Annotated in this window: 15 protein-coding genes and 2 pseudogenes; 15 read left to right on the forward strand and 2 right to left on the reverse strand. The window is 40.5% G+C overall.

Annotation, left to right across the window (positions count from 1 at the left end):
• Positions 1–177: 177 nt before the first annotated feature.
• From AB1414_05255 to AB1414_05270, 4 genes are all read left to right on the forward strand, one after another.
• Positions 178–1,029: a hypothetical protein gene (locus AB1414_05255; protein ID MEW6606850.1), complete on the forward strand. Its 852-nt coding sequence runs from the start codon at positions 178–180 to the stop codon at positions 1,027–1,029.
• A 707-nt stretch (positions 1,030–1,736) separates the two neighbouring features.
• Positions 1,737–1,970, forward strand: a complete 234-nt coding sequence (locus tag AB1414_05260; protein ID MEW6606851.1) for a hypothetical protein — start codon at positions 1,737–1,739, stop codon at positions 1,968–1,970.
• 35 nt (positions 1,971–2,005) lie between these two features.
• Entirely contained in the window at positions 2,006–2,572 is a 567-nt protein-coding gene (locus AB1414_05265) for a hypothetical protein (protein ID MEW6606852.1), read from the forward strand.
• Positions 2,573–2,588: 16 nt separating this feature from the next.
• A complete protein-coding gene (locus AB1414_05270; GenBank protein ID MEW6606853.1) occupies positions 2,589–4,430 on the forward strand; it encodes a DUF262 domain-containing protein in 1,842 nt (613 codons plus the stop codon).
• Between the two features lie 733 nt (positions 4,431–5,163).
• Here the strand turns inward: AB1414_05270 and AB1414_05275 are convergent.
• Positions 5,164–5,619 (reverse strand): transposase, encoded by a 456-nt coding sequence (locus AB1414_05275; protein MEW6606854.1) that lies wholly within the window; start codon positions 5,617–5,619, stop codon positions 5,164–5,166.
• 3 nt (positions 5,620–5,622) lie between these two features.
• Positions 5,623–5,967: a hypothetical protein gene (locus AB1414_05280; protein MEW6606855.1), complete on the reverse strand. Its 345-nt coding sequence runs from the start codon at positions 5,965–5,967 to the stop codon at positions 5,623–5,625.
• 108 nt (positions 5,968–6,075) lie between these two features.
• Between AB1414_05280 and AB1414_05285 the strand changes: the two are divergent.
• From AB1414_05285 to AB1414_05335, 11 genes and pseudogenes are all read left to right on the forward strand, one after another.
• Positions 6,076–6,681: pseudogene (locus AB1414_05285) on the forward strand (site-specific DNA-methyltransferase).
• A gap of 1 nt (position 6,682) precedes the next feature.
• Complete coding sequence (locus AB1414_05290; protein ID MEW6606856.1) at positions 6,683–7,114, forward strand: TdeIII family type II restriction endonuclease; 432 nt, start codon at positions 6,683–6,685, stop codon at positions 7,112–7,114.
• A pseudogene (locus AB1414_05295) lies at positions 7,090–7,353 on the forward strand (S24 family peptidase). Before AB1414_05290 ends, AB1414_05295 begins: the two are co-directional and overlap by 25 nt.
• Positions 7,354–7,421: 68 nt before the next feature.
• Positions 7,422–8,357: a transposase zinc-binding domain-containing protein gene (locus AB1414_05300; protein ID MEW6606857.1), complete on the forward strand. Its 936-nt coding sequence runs from the start codon at positions 7,422–7,424 to the stop codon at positions 8,355–8,357.
• Positions 8,358–8,523: 166 nt separating this feature from the next.
• Complete coding sequence (locus tag AB1414_05305) at positions 8,524–9,108, forward strand: DJ-1/PfpI family protein (protein MEW6606858.1); 585 nt, start codon at positions 8,524–8,526, stop codon at positions 9,106–9,108.
• A 3-nt stretch (positions 9,109–9,111) separates the two neighbouring features.
• Positions 9,112–11,001, forward strand: a complete 1,890-nt coding sequence (locus tag AB1414_05310; protein ID MEW6606859.1) for an AGE family epimerase/isomerase — start codon at positions 9,112–9,114, stop codon at positions 10,999–11,001.
• On the forward strand, positions 10,998–11,765 hold the full coding sequence (locus AB1414_05315) for a hypothetical protein (GenBank protein ID MEW6606860.1): 768 nt from the start codon (positions 10,998–11,000) through the stop codon (positions 11,763–11,765). Before AB1414_05310 ends, AB1414_05315 begins: the two co-directional genes overlap by 4 nt.
• Positions 11,698–13,401: an alpha-amylase family glycosyl hydrolase gene (locus AB1414_05320; GenBank protein ID MEW6606861.1), complete on the forward strand. Its 1,704-nt coding sequence runs from the start codon at positions 11,698–11,700 to the stop codon at positions 13,399–13,401. Before AB1414_05315 ends, AB1414_05320 begins: the two co-directional genes overlap by 68 nt.
• A 122-nt stretch (positions 13,402–13,523) precedes the next feature.
• Entirely contained in the window at positions 13,524–14,351 is an 828-nt protein-coding gene (locus AB1414_05325; GenBank protein ID MEW6606862.1) for a type 1 glutamine amidotransferase domain-containing protein, read from the forward strand.
• Between the two features lie 46 nt (positions 14,352–14,397).
• Positions 14,398–15,636, forward strand: a complete 1,239-nt coding sequence (locus AB1414_05330; protein MEW6606863.1) for an ankyrin repeat domain-containing protein — start codon at positions 14,398–14,400, stop codon at positions 15,634–15,636.
• 54 nt (positions 15,637–15,690) lie between these two features.
• The gene (locus tag AB1414_05335; GenBank protein MEW6606864.1) at positions 15,691–16,479 is read left to right on the forward strand and encodes an aldolase/citrate lyase family protein; all 789 of its coding nucleotides are present in this window, start codon (positions 15,691–15,693) and stop codon (positions 16,477–16,479) included.
• The last annotated feature ends 234 nt before the right edge of the window (positions 16,480–16,713 follow it).

The raw sequence follows: 16,713 nt of genomic DNA on the forward strand, positions 1-16,713 counted from the left end.
ACCCTGTGTTGCAGTTGACGGCGGGGGACTGTGCGGTGGTCAGAGTTTTGTGGTCTCTCAAAGTTTTATCTGGCTATCAAACTTTTGTGGTAATCCTCCCCGCCGCACCTGAACTTTGTCGTTAGACAACAACTGCAAATAGAAGATATAAATTCATATATAAGCGGAAGAGTCAGTATGATAGTTAAAAGCAGTAAGGGCATAAAGATATTTGGTTGGCTGACCATTTTTTTAGCTATTCTATTAATATTGGCAATTCTTTTGGGCAAGCCATCAAAACCTGTCTCAGTCTCTGAAAGATGTGGACTGGGAATAATTGCTGTACTTGTGATGTTTGTGGGTATCGGAATCCTTAAACATTTGAACTTAGCTCGAGTAATATTTATCGTTTTTTCATTTCTTCTATCCTTTGGTGCTGTTTCAGTACTTATACAGAGGATTTCTGAGGGGAAGTTGGATATTGATGAGGTCATTTTAACAGCGTGTTTTCTCGCATTTACTTTCTTGGGTTCATGGTATTTTACGCGCCCATCTGTGAAGGCGGAGTTTAAAGGTGCATTTATAGACAGATTAAAAATGGTACAATACATCCATGCATTTGGTGTGGATTTCCTTTTAGCTGCTCCTATCGGTGCACTCTTGGTTGTTCTCTTTTGGCCATTTTATTTATATTCTATTGATAAAAGTAAGATTTTTCCATTTCTGACTACATCTTTACTTCTTTTAGTTTTTATATGGATTGTATTTTATTTCTCAGCCTATTTCCTATTAAAAACTTCTAAAAAATTTTATATGGATATAAATTCTATTCGCAAAATCCATAAAAGAGTTGCGATAGGAATTGCAATTTTTACAGCAGTCTACGCAGTTGGAGCATTTCTTAATGGCGTGCATAGTTTGACAAGCAAGGAAATATTTAAGTATAGCTGTCTTGTCATATCATATTTGATTATAGCTATAGCAATGGACAAGGGGCTTTTCGACAAATTGCTGAATCATGGAATTCAGAGAGTCTCAGAATCAGAATAGCAAATTTATTTGTCTTTCGTTGTCTAACAACTCGCTGCAGCCGACCTCAGCTACGCTCGGCGGCTGAGCTCAATCATTAGGTTATTTAGGAGGAAAGATGGAAAAATCACACAAAATTGCTCAAATCTATGGGTATAGCGTCTGCTTGACTACAATTATTACTTTTCTTATTTGCTTGGGCTCGATAGTCAATGCTATAATTGAACTAAGTGATCCTTTGCATTCTCGATGCTATTGGGGTGAAAACGAACCGAACTTAGCGTCATTTGAAACCTACAAGATGGACACCCTGAAGCCACTACAGCAAAAGGAACAGCAACACTCAGCACCTGTCTATGTTCCAGATGACCAGACCATTCGTACAATGTACGAAACTACCAAGGTTGATGTAGTCCGGCGAGAGCAACTCCGAGCATACAGTTCTCTATTGACAAATGGTTTGCTCATCATTGTATGCGTCACTCTTTTTATTTTACATTGGATTTGGGTCCGAAAACTTACAAAAACCGAAATATAAATTGCACTAAAAGCAAAAACCCTAACCATTCGCTGCGCCTGACTGCGGAGGCTGTGCCGTAATTAGAGTTTTGTGGTATCTCAATCTTTTATCTTGTTTACAAAGTTTGGTGGTAATTCTCCCCGCCGCACCTGAACTTTATCGTTAGCCCTAAACAATTATCAAAAAAACGGGAGAAGGTAAAAAAATTATGGTAAATACTAACAAAGAAGAAATTAGAAAGTGGATTAAAATCTGGAAAATAGCTGGCGAGGCTTTGGCAAAAGTAAAACGAAATGAGTTGCAATCATACGACTATAAAAAAAATCAAGTAATAGTTAACGAAATGCTGCAATATGCTTGTGAACATAGTAAGGTTCGTTTGAATAGTGGTTTGGTTGAACAACAACAGATTTTTATAAAGTTTAGAGAAAAAATGGGATAGTTAAAAATATGCACAGAACAACAATAAAGGGAGCTATGAATCCTTTATTCCAGGCAGGATTGGAATTTCAACAGATTATGGAAGCAAGAAAATGGCCATTTTGCTTTATTGGCGGATTGGCTGTCCTTCGATGGGGTGAAATACGAATGACTCAGGATATTGATGTCTCCCTTTTGTCTGGATTTGGGAATGAGGAACACTATGTAACTATACTATTAGAAACCTTTAATGCCCGAATACCCGATGCCTTGAATTTTGCACTCACCAAAAGAGTTTTGTTGTTGTATGCTTCAAATGGTGTTTCTGTCGATGTTTCTCTTTCAGGGTTACCCTTTGAAACTCAAATGATTAATCGTGCTACACCATTTTCTTTTTACCCTAATTGTTCTTTAATTACTTGTTCTGCTGAAGATCTTATCGTCCTCAAAGCATTTGCTGACCGGACAAAAGATTGGATGGATGTTGAAGGGATTGTTGAACGGCAGGGAGAAAATCTGAATATTGATTATATCATTGAGCAATTAACCCCTCTTTGTGAATTAAAGGAAACCCCTGAAATTGTTACTAAACTACAACATATTATAAAAACATTATCTGATTAGAATCAGAGGAAGTTAGATGAGTTCAGTTACGACTTTTGACAGCACTAAAGAATCATTACTTGATATATTACGAAGTATCCAGAAGGGGAAAACACAACTCCCTGATTTTCAGCGTGGCTGGATTTGGGATGACGAACACATCCGTAGTCTGCTTGTAAGTATCTCCCTTTCTTATCCAATTGGTGCAGTGATGATGCTTCAATCTGGCAATCCAGACATTCGGCTCAAGCCTCGCCTTGTTGAAGGAGTTACTATTGCCTCCCCTCCAGAACCTGAACGTCTTATCCTTGATGGTCAACAGCGACTTACTTCACTGTTTCAATCTCTTCTTTTTGGTCAAGCTGTTACCACAAAGGATGTTCGTGGTAAGCAGATTAAATGCTGGTACTATGTGGATATTGAAAAGGCATTGAGTCCAAATGGTGATCGGGATGAAGCAATCCGAGCTTTACCTGAAGACCGCATTATTCGAAATTTCCGTGGAGAGGTAATTAATGATTATTCCTTACCAGAGAAGGAATATGAATCAGGACTATTTCCATTTGCACAGATATTTGATTGTTCAGACTGGCGGAGAGAATACAACAAGTTTTGGGGACACGATTCTGAAAAGAGTAAACAGTTTGATATATTTGAGGTTGAGATTATTGACCGTTTCAAACAGTATCAGGTTCCATTGATAATACTGCGAAAGGAGACACCCAAAGAAGCCGTTTGTCAGGTTTTTGAAAAGGTAAATACAGGAGGAGTATCTTTAACGGTCTTTGAATTACTTACAGCTACCTACGCATCTGATAACTTCTTACTTCGGGAGGACTGGGATAAACATGAAAAACGGTTGAAAAAGCATAATGTTTTGGAGAACATCCAAAGTGATGATTTTCTGCAATCTATTACGTTGCTTGCCACACGAGCACGCCGTAATCAGAGTATTGATACAGGTACCTTACCCGAGAACGCACCTGGTATCAGTTGTAAGCGTAAAGACATACTTCGACTTTCACTTACTGATTATCAATATTGGGTTGATGTGGTAGCTGAAGGTTTTGAGCGTGCTGCACGATTTCTTCAAGCACAGAACATTTTTAGTGCCAGAGACTTACCATATCGCACACAAGTAATACCACTTGCCTCAATCCTTGCAGTGCTTGATGACTGGGAAAACATTGGGGTAAAGACAAAAATAGCTCGTTGGTACTGGTGTGGTGTTTTGGGTGAGTTATATGGTGGTGCAATCGAAACACGATTTGCCAAAGATGTACCGGAAATGTTAGATTGGATTGACAATAAAAGAACGGAACCATCAACAATTTTAGATGCCAACTTTGTACCAACACGATTGTTGACATTGCGAACTCGTAATAGCGCTGCATACAAAGGGATTTACATTCTTCTCATGCGAGATGGTTGTCAAGATTTCCGCACGGGTGATTCAATCAGCTTACAGCTTTATTTTGATGATCGAATTGACATACATCATATTTTTCCGCAAGACTGGTGCAAACAAAATGGGATCGATGCTCAACATTGCGACAGCATTGTAAACAAAACCCCATTGTCTGCCAAAACTAACCGTATTATCAGTAGTAACGCTCCAAGTGACTATTTGAGGCGTATCCAGCGTCATACTGGTATTGATGCCAATAAACTCGAAGAGATACTTAAATCTCATTTAATTCAACCTGAAACAATGTATTCTGATAATTTCGGTGATTTCTTTAAAGCACGCGAATCCGCTTTGCTTGGTCGTATTGAACAGGCAATGGGCAAATCGATTCCCCGTGAAGTATCTGTATCAGACGATAACACCACTGAAGACTTTGAAGATGAAGATATCAAGGATGAACAGATGGGCTAACCAGTCGCTGCAGCGGACGGCGGGGGCTGTGACGTGGTCAGAGTTTTGTGGTCTCTCAAAGTTTTATCTTGCTATCAAACTTTTGTGGTAATTCTCCCCGCCGCCGTTGAACTCAATCGTTAGGCTAACCACAAAAAAGGTAGAATTACACAAAATGAAAAGATACATTTTTATTGTCTTAATATTAATAATTATTGACACATGTGCGAATTTTATGGAGCTCCAACCATATAAAAATCAATAGCTTGTGCCAATATGTTCTTTTTTAACTTTACACCGCACACCTCTATTCTACTTTGTCCCTCATGACAACCTGATTTAAGTGGTGAGAAGTTATACTCAATAGCAAGTGCACCAATCCTTCCCGAATATTTTCCTTCTGATCTCCGAAATGATCTTTGGTCTTCAACCTTCCGAAATTGACTGAAGAACTGTTCCACTACATTGTTTGTAGCTGGGACTTCAGGATAATCATAATGAAGTGTAAGTTTGCTCCAATTCTCATTAATAAATTCTACCCATCTTTCCAGCGGTGTTCCTTCATAAAGCCAAGGTGTATCCTGGAGATTTTTAAAAAGCCGTGATGCTGTATAGATATTATCTGCCTGAAGTACATCAAGTAATTGGAGTTGGCTCGGCTTAATACGAGCATCAATCTGAATCTTTTCAAGCTCAATTAAATTTTGTTTAATCTCCTTTAGCTCTTTCTTCTCTTCTGGGGTAACTTCTTTAGTTATTTCTTTTGTGGCTTGGGTAATCTGCTTCTCTGCTTTCTTCTTTTCTCTTCCACATATTGCCTAATCTCTTTGTTTATATCTCTCATTACATGGAACTTACATAACTGATGCTTAGCTCTTGGGAATAGTTCCATCATAGGTTCTATATAACCTTTATATCCATCCGTTACAAAAAATAGTATATCTTCTCCAAGATAGGTCTCCTTGATCTCTTGGAGAAATTTTCTAATTGTATCTTTATCCCGTCTCTTGACTTGCTTGAAATGAACCAACCAATTCCCATTAGGATCAATAGCCGCTAATCCACATACTTTCTTACCATTAACTCGATAGTGCACCTCATCAAGACAGAGAACACCAGATAGGTGGCAACCTATTTTCCTATTAAGAACCAAAATTGGATTCTTTTCGGATACCTTTTGAGTCCATCTCATCGGGGTTGTCCGATGCATTTGCTATAATGTTCCTTTACTCACATGACTCGCTGCATATCCCGGTGTTGTTCTTCCCGAAACAATTAAATCCTGAGTTTCTAAGACAACATCCTTTTCATACCGTAGATACTTGAAACAAATATCTGGTAGTAAGATAAACAAATTTCCACATCTCTTACAATAAAGCTGCACCACCTCCTCTTTTGCTATTTCTCCCCTCTTGGATTTGCCTTGTTTCACATTCCGTATATAGATTCTGTTTTCTCCAACAAAAGTCGATCCACATTTAGTACAACACGCTACCTTAACTTCATCTTGAACCTTAAGTTCTTCCACCAAATTGCCGATAATATACATGGCTAACATATCCTCCTTTTAATACAATATAATTTTCACTTCTCATATTGTATTTCGGAATGTTAGCCGTTTTTCTTTACTTCTTTTTTATCTTCATAAAATTCGCACATGCCTCCTACCACATATTACTGTAAAAAGCATGGAAAAATCTGTAAACCATTATTTTCTATTTTAGCTTGGTGGCACAGATATACCATAGATACATTACATCGACTCAAAGAATTCGATAATTTGAGAACCAACACCCTTCAAATCTGTTTGAGGGGCGATAGTAGAACGATAGATATCTATGAAGAGATTAAAAAGAAAAATCTTGAGTTTGCAAAATTGTTGTTGAAACAGAGGATTAAAGGAATTTTTTCAAGTCCCCCTTATGTTGGCCTTATTGATTATCACGAACAGCATGCTTATGCATACGAAATTTTTGGATTTGAGCGAAAAGATGAATTAGAAATTGGTCCTCTATTTAAAGGTCAGGGAAAAGAAGCAAGGGATTCCTATATTATAGGTATAGCAGAAGTTCTAAAGAACTGTAAAAAATATCTTCAAAAAGATTATGACATTTTTTTAGTGGCCAATGACAAATTTAATCTTTATCCTAATATTGCTCAGTTTGCTGAAATGAAGATTGTTAATAGATTTAAGCGTCCTGTACTAAATAGAGTGGAAAAAGATAGAGCTAACGCCTATGCAGAAACAATTTTTCACTTAAAGGGGAAATAAGATGGTTCTTACAAGGGAACAAATAAAGAAAATTGAAAATACTGTCAAGGAAAGTCTGAGAAATAAATTTCAATCGTATAAACCAGAAACAAATAATATGCCATTCCATTATCGTTTGCTTGGGCAGGATAGAATGGCACTATTTTCTTTTATCCATTCTTTAAATACCACTTTTGGCACTTCTATTTTTGAACCTGTAGCAGAAACACTTGCCAGCTTAAACTTTTCGGTTGCGCAAAAACAGTTTGTGGTAGGCGATACAATCAGCGAACAGGCACAAAATGAAATACAACGCATAATGAATGAACTGACTATTGGAAATGGCCCAAATAAAGCAGAAGAAATCGCAAGGATAAGAAAAGGTTGCAACAAGGGCACAATGAATAAATTGAAAACCGTAAAGGTTGATTTGTTTATCAAGGAGAGAGTATGATTGAGGCAGGGATTTTACCCGGGGATTATGTGATTGTTAGGAGACAAAAGGTAGCAGATAATGGTGATATAGTTGTTGTCCTTATTGGCACAGAAGATGCAACGGTGAAGTATTTCTACCGTGAGATGTCGGATAGAATAAGATTACAACCTGCTAATTCCAATATGGAACCAATAATCGTCCATGCAGAGGATATTATAATTCAGGGAAAAGTCATTGGTCTGTATAGGAGATTTTAGAGGGGGATATTTTTTTACCCATTAAATAGAACATATGTATTATATATCTCTTTGGAGAAAGGAGAGATATGATGATTGAGGGCATATACACACCAAGATATCATTTAGATACCAGATTTTACCAGATATTTGCCAATCATTATCGAGATTTTTGTAGCTGCTATGATGAAAGATTCCGCAAGACTTATGGTAACTTCAGATTTGTGGTAGATAAGGTAGTAGATAAGTTTTTACGCTGTGGCAAGCCAAAGGATGGATTTGCTTATGTGGAATGTGAGGAGTGTGGGCATAGATTTTTAGTACCCTTTTCGTGCAAAACCAGGATGTGCCCTTCGTGTGGACAGAAGAGATTGTTAGAGTGGAGTGAATGGTTATTTGAGGAGGTATTGTTCAATGTAGAGCATAGGCATTGGGTATTTACTATTCCCGCGTGTTTGCGGTGGTGTTTTAGATTCCATCGAGAGTTACTGGGAGATTTAGCCGCATGTGCTGCTGATACGCTGACTTACTATATGCAACAGATGAGTGGGCACAAAGAGGCATATCCTGGAATAATCGCTGTCATTCAGACTGCCGGAGATAGACTAACCTGGAATCCTCATATCCATATTATTGCTACGGTGGGGTGTCTTTCACCAGATAGAAGATACTATGGTATGAGGAGTGATTATCGTAAGAGCTGGAGAAAGGACATCTTTCGGATATATGAGGTGGATCCGTTGAAGTGTCCAGAATGTGGTGGTAATATGCGGATGTTAGAGATTATTTGCAAAAAAGAGGATATTGAGGAAATCCTGAAGACCATGCCAAAACCTAAGAAATGGTTCTACCATGGCAAATGCCTCTGGAGGATGATACCCTGCCTGAATTCTCACCTGTTTCTTAACCCTACTTTTTCCCAACCAAAGCCAACCAGTCAGGATAAGTGTGTCCAAAATCTGATAGATAAAATGAATCCTTCTCGTTTTTGCTTCATCAAAAATATTTTTGAGCCTAATTTTTGATCTTTTTGGTGATCGGACCAAAAATTTTATAAATTTTTATTGACATAAGATAAAACTTATGCTAAAATATCCCCATAATGAGCAAAAGGGAAGGGGGTATTGAAGGGGGTATCCAAAATACCTCAAAAAGCAAATTCCTATCAGTAAATAAGGAAGTGGGGATTAAATGAATTGCCAAAAGATTGGTATATTTATTGAGGATGAGTGGGTCGCTAAAAGTTATCACACCATTATCAAAGAGGTCAAAAAGGCTGGTTATCTCCCTCTCTTAATTACCACAAATAAGGAATGGGATAATGGTGAAAGAAAGAGTATCCCATTGGGTAATGAACCTGTCTATCGGCTGGTTGTCGATCTGAGCATTGATGAAGTAAATATTGATGATTTTCTTGGTTTCCTCTTTCCTGGGGGATACTGGATAGATCGGTTGCGCTGGTGGCTGATGAAGGAGAAAGAACCAGGTGTGTTGGAAAGGCCTGAACCCAGAGCCCTGCTTGAAAAAATACTGCAATCTGAAAAACATCTTATCGGCGTTATCTGTCATTCCATGTGGCTGCTTGCCAGTTTCAAAGATATAGTCAAGGCAAAAGAGGTAACCTGTGCCTATAATATTATAGATGATGTGAGAAACGCAGGGTTTACTTATGTAGATAAGGATGTCCATGTGGATGGTAATCTGGTTACCGGTCGGATGAGCGATCATTCGGATACTTTTATCAAAGAGTTTTTAAATCAATTAGAAAGGAGGTAGTAAATGAGAAATTTTACACACAGTTTAAGGATAATGGGTATAGTGGAGGAAGTAGATGCACCGAGTTGCCATTTTAAGGTGCGATGTCTAAGCGGGGATGTCTTTGATGTCTTTGTGGGGGATGAAACATATTATAGTTTTATCCGTAATTTTGACAAACTAGATAGAAACAGGATTGCTCCTCCGGAAAATTATGTTGACAATCCGGGGGGCAGACTCGGTCGTTACATTAAAAAGGACTTGCTGGTAGCCGCCTATGGTATTTACCAGATTCATGAGGATGTAGAAAGGTTTGATGCTCGTGAGATAACCTTATTTCATAATCAAGAAGGAAATTACCTTTTTGAGGAGACACACTGGTGGTTAACCCAGATAACTGCCCTGGCAGATACCTGGCTCTTAAATTTATTCGGGCCCACAATTCATGAATTTGATTTTACTCAATATCAGACAAATCTCTCATATATTGGTTCTAAAGAAAAAGATCCTATTCAGGAATGTGCTACTCTATCGCGGTTGATTTATGGTATATCATCTGCTTACCTGATGACAGGAAATGAGCGGTATTACTGGGCTGCCAAAAGAGGTGTGGAATATCAACGGGATACCTTCAGAACCGAGAGCCATGACGGTTCTTTTGTTGTCTGGGCTTTTGGCTACCGCAATGGCCAAAAGATACTCCCATCCCAATTTGGGGACGATTATAATGCCATCCCGCTCTATGAACAGATCTATGCCCTGGCAGGTCTTACCCAATTCTATAGGATTAGCAATGATTGGGAGACACTTCAAGATATCAAGCGAACAATAGAGTTTTTTAATCAGAGATTTCTGGATAGAGAGCAAAGGGGCTATTTCTCTCATGTAGATTATGCAACCTTAAGACCTGATACGCCAGTCCTTGGAGATAACTGCAGTAAGAAGAATTGGAACTCCATTGGTGACCACACACCGGCTTATCTGTTAAACCTGATGCTTGCTATAGAGAATATCGCTAATGATGAGTTTTCCGAATTATATAAGCAATGCAAGGCTATGCAGGAAGAGGTGGCAGACCTGATCACAGAAAAGTTCCCCGACCCTAATCTGAATATCCCCTATGTTCAAGAGCGCTTTTACCGTGACTGGACACCTGATAAAACATATAAATGGCAGCAGAACCGTGCGGTTGTTGGACATAACCTTAAAATTTCATGGAACTTAACCAGGGTATTTAACCTACTGGGGAAAAAGGAGTATCTTGACTTAGCTATAAAGCTGGGTGATGCGATGCAGATTTATGGCCTTGACCGGATTCGCGGCGGTTGCTTTGATGTAGTTGAGAGAGAACCCAAGAATAATATGCCCATTGAGTTCACCTGGCATAACCGTAAGGCATGGTGGCAGCAAGAGCAGGCTATCTTGGCATATCTTATTATGTATGGTGCTACCGGAAGGCCTGACTATCTCCAGCGTGCCCGGGAATCAATTGCCTTCTGGAATATGAGTTATCTTGATTTTGATTATGGAGATGTCTATTTTGATGTTACCGATGATGGACTCCCTTATACCAAAGAGGTTCGGGCAATGAAGGGCAGTCACTCAAAATCAGGCTATCATGTCTTTGAGTTGAACTTCCTCGCTCAACTCTATATCCGTACCTTTGTAAGCAAGGTGCCATTCAGGCTATATTTCAAACCATGTCCACAGAGGGCAAACGACACCTTTAATGTGATGCCTGACTATCTGCCTAAAGGATCATTGAAGATGGGCAAAGTGTTTGTTAATGGTGTAGAACATTCTAATGTAAATCGTGATACCTTTCAGGTTGAAGTTGATGTAGGTAAAGATGTAGAGGTGGAGGTAGAGTTTATTCCTAATAAGGATTATAAACAAGGAGGTGGTAGTTCATGAGCATTTCGGTTCGCTTTGTTTATTTAACCGGTATAAAAGGTGATATTTTTAGTAATGCCCGGTTAATTGGCAGTTGGGATATTCATAGTCGATATTCTGAGGAGTGGACATCTGTTCCGATGAAGCAGGGAATTGGAGAGGATGGCTGTCAGTGTTTTAGTGCGATAGTCAAATTCAATGACTCTGAGCTTGGCCGGCAATTTCGCTGGGGTGTGGTGATAGACGGACCTGCCGGTAAAGACCTCTGGGGAATTTTAAATGAGATCAATGACCATAGGTCGCAAGAGCGGTATCGGGCTTTTATCCTTCAATCTGATACAGAGGAAGAGAGGTATTACCTAACCCACTGCCGAAGACTGGGGGCTAATAAATACCACTCTACCAAAAAATCTAAGCTAGGTATCCGCGTTGCTGTCTGGGCACCAAATGCCCAAAATGTTGAAGTCGTGTTTGGAAGCCAAAAGACTGGATACATTGCCGATGATGGCACGGGTATAGACCAAAGCTTTTCACCGCTTAAGATGTCTCGTGGAAGGGATGGTGTCTGGGAGACAAAGGCATCTTCCGAATTGGCAGATTTTGCCAGTTTTGACCATAAACCCTATATGTTCAGGATTACAAAAAAGGGAGGAAATGTTGCCTATCGAACGGATTTGTATTCCCGCTGCCAGATTGGTAGTGGTAAGTGGGATCCCAATGGAGAAGCGTATTGCGGCGATATTAAAAATCTTGATGGTTCAAAGAGTTGTTCAGTGGTGGGTTGATCCGGAAACAGTGACTAAAGAGTTCAAGGAACCAGTCTGGTCGGAAACAAAGTTTGTGCCAGAAGAAGAATTCTGGAAGGATGAATTTGACACTGAGCATCCTTTACCACAGCGAATTGAGGATCTGGTCATTTATGAGCTGCATATCGGAGCTATCTGGAATTGCAGGGGTGAGCCAGGAGATATCAGTGATGCGATTGCATTGCTTGATTACTTGAAGGAGCTGGGGGTTAATGCCATTGAGCTATTGCCGATGAATGAGTTTGAAGGCTGGGCATCCTGGGGATACGGCACTTCGCATTACTTTGCTATTGAGTACAGCTCGGGTGGAAGAGATCAGTTCAAGTATTTTGTCAGGGAATGTCACCGCCGAGGTATGGCAGTGATATTAGATGTGGTGTATAATCATTACCACCACTTTGCTGAACGGGCTGAATGGGCCTATGACTCTGATGCTCCAGAAGAAAATATTTACTATTGGTATGAAGGGAGGGCTTCTGACTATAAATCTTCCGATGGAGGCTATATCGACAATATGTCAACCGGATATGCCCCACGCTATTGGGATGAGATGGTGAGGAAGATGTTTATCTCCAGTGCTGTGGCACTCATGCAGGAGTTCCATGTTGATGGCTTCCGTTTTGATCAAACTACCTCTATTCATGCTTATAATGTCATTCACGCTGATGGCAGAAAGGCAGATAATGTTAATATCTTCGGACAAAAATTTCTTAGAGAATTGACCCGTACCTTGAAGTTCATTAAACCAAATGTAATTCTCACCGCAGAGGACCATTCCGAATGGGATATGGTGACAAAACCACAGGATATTGGTGGCTTAGGATTTGATGCAGTCTGGTATGCAAACTTCTACCACCACCTTATTGGTGATACAGGTCGCGGTTTGGATTTTGCCAAATTGCTCTTGATGGCCGGATGCGGTGATGATCGGCCACTTGCGATGAACTACTTTGAAGGGGTACTTAATGCGGCTGCTCATAAAAAGGTTGTCTATCATGAATCACATGATGAAGCAGGAAACTCAGAGTATTCCAGCCGAACAATTGTTATGGCGGTAAATAGAGCACGGCTTTTTGGAAAAACCCGCTCTTTTGCTGAGGCACGCTGCCGGTTTGTCTTTGGAATGGCTATGACCTCGCCCGGTACACCACTCTTCCTTATGGGTGAGGAGATTGGTGCTCAAAAGGAGTATAAATATGATACCTTCTTAGAACATAGGGAAAATCTGCTTAAAGAGCGAGAGGAAAATGGTCAGAGACTATTCAAATTCTATCAAGATCTGATTCACTTTCGGCTTAGTCATTCTGGGTTGCGGTCACATCAGATTGATGTTGTTCATGTTCATAATGATAACCGGGTGATTGCCTTCAGACGCTGGGATGATACAGAAGAGCTGCTGGTTGCAGCCAGCCTCAATAATCGTGCATTTAATTCAGGTTATGTGATTGAGAATCTGCGGTCAAGCAATGGTAGCTGGCAAGAGGTCTTTAATAGCGATGCTTCAGTTTATGGTGGTGATAATGTCGGGAACTCTGGAAATACTATCTCTTCATCCAATGGTCGGATAGATGTAGTCATTCCTGCTAATGGGTTTGTGGTATTGCAAAAAGAGTGAGAAAAATGTAGGGTGGGCATCGCCTACCAAAAAGGTAGCGGAGATGAATAGAAATCGGTGGCATTGTCTATCTTATATCTCAGAAGGGTGGAGAAACTGCGGTTATTAGGAAGAAGGCTATAATGTCAAAAAAAATTCTCACTATTCTTTCAAACTTTGGGTATTGGGGAGTTGAACTTACAGGGCCAATGGTAAAGCTTGAGGAAGCTGGCTATGAGCTTGTGTTTGCCACACCTAAAGGGAAGCGTCCCATTGCACTCCCTCCAAGTTATGACACCTCTTACTGGGATCCACCACTTGGGATTCGTGTAACAACAGAATTTGATGCAAATCAGGTTAGAGCAATCAAAGATAGTCCAAAACTTGACAATCCAATCAATATTTCCACATGGATACCAGAAAGACCATATTTTAGCACTGAGAACTTTCTCCGTAAATGGGAAGAATATTTCAAAACCGTAAAGGAACTTCAGGCTAAAATGAATGAAGAATATGCCGCTCTTCTTATTGTAGGTGGAAGCGGGCCAATAGTTGATGTAGTCAACAATCAACGAGTACATGATATTATCTTAGGCTTTTACAAATACAATAAGCCGATTGCGGCAATCTGCTACGGCGTGGCTACACTTGTATTTGCCCGTGACTTTAATGAGAGAATTCCTATTATCAGAGGTAAGCATGTCACCGGACACTGTATTGAGTATGATTATCATGATGGAACTGGTTTTGTGGGCACCGATTTCAATATGGGGCCACCGCCATATGTCCTTGAATACATCCTTTCTGATGCCGTAGGTCATGAAGGACAGTATCACGGAAATTTTGGTAAAGAAACATCGGTTATTGTTGACTATCCATTTATTACAGCCCGTTCACTCCAGTGTTCTCATGAATTTGGGGAGCAGTTTGTTAATATGTTGGAGAATGGGTTGAAGCGGTATGGATGGTAGAAGGAATATTGTGATGCGAGTCTGAAGTATAAGGAGGTAAGTAAGAATGAACGAAAATGGAGTTAGTAGGACGGTAGCAAACTCAGAGCTCGCAATTTTAGAAGGTATTAGGGCATCTCGGGCCGGAGATGTGACTAAGTTAACCACATGGTTAAAGGAAGGAAACAATCCTAACCAGTATGATTCTGATGGTTGGACGCCTCTCTTATGGGCCTCAGTCCGTGGTCATACAGAAATAGTTAAACTGCTTCTTAACAACGAAACTCATCCTGCAGATATTGGGATGGGACACCGGGAATCTGAAGCTCTACCAGTTCATTTAGCAGGACAGTCGGGTAACCTTGAAACGGCTGAGATTCTCCTTAATCATCACCCGGAGCACCTCGATGCAGTATGGGATTTAAATGGTCATACCATTCTTCTCCAGGCAGTCTTCTATGGACATCTTAAACTCGCTGAAATGGTTTTAAGAAGGGGAGCATCCACATCAATTACTACAGCGCGAGGACTTGGACCGATGGAGCTTGCTTCTCAATTTCAAAATTATGCAATAGAGGATGTAATCCGGCCGTACGACAGTTCTGTTGAGGAAAAAAGAGCTTATTACGAAACCTATCTTAAAAAAATCGCTCCGGTTATTCCTGATGACCAGGTATCTGCTCAAAAGTTAAGCGATGAACTTGTCAGCGTCATTGAGAAGGGAATAAAGAAAGCTGCCCATGAGGAGAATGCAGTTCAGGAAACCCTTGATCTAGTCCAAGACCTTATTGAAATACGGAAAGCTGAGGTAAACCGCCTGGGAGGTCCTCTCCAGCAACCTCCTCTTATTGTTACAGTAACCGGAAATAACGGGTTGCCAACAATTCCTGCTGTTGCCTCTCTTCGGAACCAGTTGGCCGAATATCTTCTTGAAAAAGGCGCTGACCCTACTCTTCACGAAAAGCATCCAATGGGTGTGCAGGCAATTATACGAGCAGCAGTTTTTAACCACCTTGATATCTTAAAGATGTGCGCAAAGCGAATGACACCTCAAAGGCTGACGGATGCAATTAACGAAATCCCTTTGGTAAACGGTCTGACAGCAATGCACGATACTGTATTGAGAGCTACGATGGCCAGTCCTGACCGCTTCGAGGGATATTTGGATCAGGCGCGATGGTTTGTGTCCAAGGGAGGACGAAGTGATATTGAGGACTTTGCAGGAGTGACCCAGCGAAATATCGCTGAGAACGCCAAGGATCCGGAAGTTAGGAGACGCTTACTGGAAGTACTGGACGCTAAATAAACAATATATAGGAGTCTGGTTTAAGATAAACTTAAATAAGAGGAGGAGAAAGAGATGAATGCAAAAGGCCAAAGAGACCCAAACAGATTAAAACGCGATCTTGCAGCTGGAAAGGTTTGTATAGGAGCAACAATTACAATAAACAGTCCTGTAGTAGCGGAGATTATGTCCCATATAGGACTCGACTGGCTGTGGTTCGAAACCGAACATACAGCACTTAATCTTGATAATGTGTTGACCATGCTTCAGGCAACCAACGGTTCTGATGTAAGTACAGTGATCCGTGTTCCATGGAACGATAAAACCATGATTAAACGGGCACTGGATACGGGTCCTGATGGAATCATTATTCCATTGGTGAATACACGAGAGGAAGCCGAATATGCGGTTCGTGCTATGAAGTACCCACCCTGGGGAGAACGGGGCGCAGGCCTTTCACGGGCACAATGCTATGGACTTCATATGGGAGAATACCTTGAAACCGCAGATGAAGAAGTAATGACGATTCTCATGATCGAACACATTACAGCGGTTGAAAATATTGAAAATATCCTCAAGGTCAAAGGCGTAGACTCGGTTATGGTCGGAGCTCTTGACCTATCCGGAAGTATGGGAATACTTGGCCAAACCGGTGATCAGAGGGTAGAAGATGCTATACAGAAGGTATTGGCAGCTTGTAAAAATGATAGTAAACCCTGCGGTATCATCACAGTTTCCCCGGAACAAGCAAATCAGCGTATTGAGCAAGGGTTTACCAATATAATCCTGGGAATAGATGTGTTGTATCTCCACGGCGCAGTCCAAAGCGCCTTGGAACAGATTAAACGACCTTCGAATGTATGAGATTCAGGGCGAGGAGTGGGGTCAGACTACCATATAAAAGTCAAGCACTTTTTTAAATTTTTTCTTTAGAGTCCAATTGGATACGACTTGGAATGCATAATAATTCGGTGAGGCAGAGGAAAAGGAAAAGACAGCGAATCAGAGCTTTTGTCTAACCCTGCGTTGCAGTTGACGGCGGGGGACTGTGCGGTGGTCAGAGTTTTGTGGTCTCTCAAAGTTTTATCTTGCTATCAA

Source organism: bacterium (assembly GCA_040755795.1).
GTDB lineage: Bacteria > UBA9089 > CG2-30-40-21 > CG2-30-40-21 > SBAY01 > JBFLXS01.

Bases quoted from the DNA above. Each gene is read 5' to 3' on its own strand.
- AB1414_05255 (MEW6606850.1), top strand. From the start codon at position 178: ATGATAGTTAAAAGCAGTAAGGGCATAAAGATATTTGGTTGGCTGACC.
- AB1414_05330 (MEW6606863.1), top strand. From the start codon at position 14,398: ATGAACGAAAATGGAGTTAGTAGGACGGTAGCAAACTCAGAGCTCGCA.
- AB1414_05290 (MEW6606856.1), top strand. From the start codon at position 6,683: ATGGTTCTTACAAGGGAACAAATAAAGAAAATTGAAAATACTGTCAAG.
- AB1414_05305 (MEW6606858.1), top strand. From the start codon at position 8,524: ATGAATTGCCAAAAGATTGGTATATTTATTGAGGATGAGTGGGTCGCT.
- AB1414_05275 (MEW6606854.1), bottom strand. From the start codon at position 5,619: ATGCATCGGACAACCCCGATGAGATGGACTCAAAAGGTATCCGAAAAG.
- AB1414_05300 (MEW6606857.1), top strand. From the start codon at position 7,422: ATGATGATTGAGGGCATATACACACCAAGATATCATTTAGATACCAGA.
- AB1414_05260 (MEW6606851.1), top strand. From the start codon at position 1,737: ATGGTAAATACTAACAAAGAAGAAATTAGAAAGTGGATTAAAATCTGG.
- AB1414_05280 (MEW6606855.1), bottom strand. From the start codon at position 5,967: ATGTTAGCCATGTATATTATCGGCAATTTGGTGGAAGAACTTAAGGTT.
- AB1414_05310 (MEW6606859.1), top strand. From the start codon at position 9,112: ATGAGAAATTTTACACACAGTTTAAGGATAATGGGTATAGTGGAGGAA.
- AB1414_05335 (MEW6606864.1), top strand. From the start codon at position 15,691: ATGAATGCAAAAGGCCAAAGAGACCCAAACAGATTAAAACGCGATCTT.
- AB1414_05315 (MEW6606860.1), top strand. From the start codon at position 10,998: ATGAGCATTTCGGTTCGCTTTGTTTATTTAACCGGTATAAAAGGTGAT.
- AB1414_05320 (MEW6606861.1), top strand. From the start codon at position 11,698: ATGGAGAAGCGTATTGCGGCGATATTAAAAATCTTGATGGTTCAAAGA.
- AB1414_05265 (MEW6606852.1), top strand. From the start codon at position 2,006: ATGAATCCTTTATTCCAGGCAGGATTGGAATTTCAACAGATTATGGAA.
- AB1414_05325 (MEW6606862.1), top strand. From the start codon at position 13,524: ATGTCAAAAAAAATTCTCACTATTCTTTCAAACTTTGGGTATTGGGGA.
- AB1414_05270 (MEW6606853.1), top strand. From the start codon at position 2,589: ATGAGTTCAGTTACGACTTTTGACAGCACTAAAGAATCATTACTTGAT.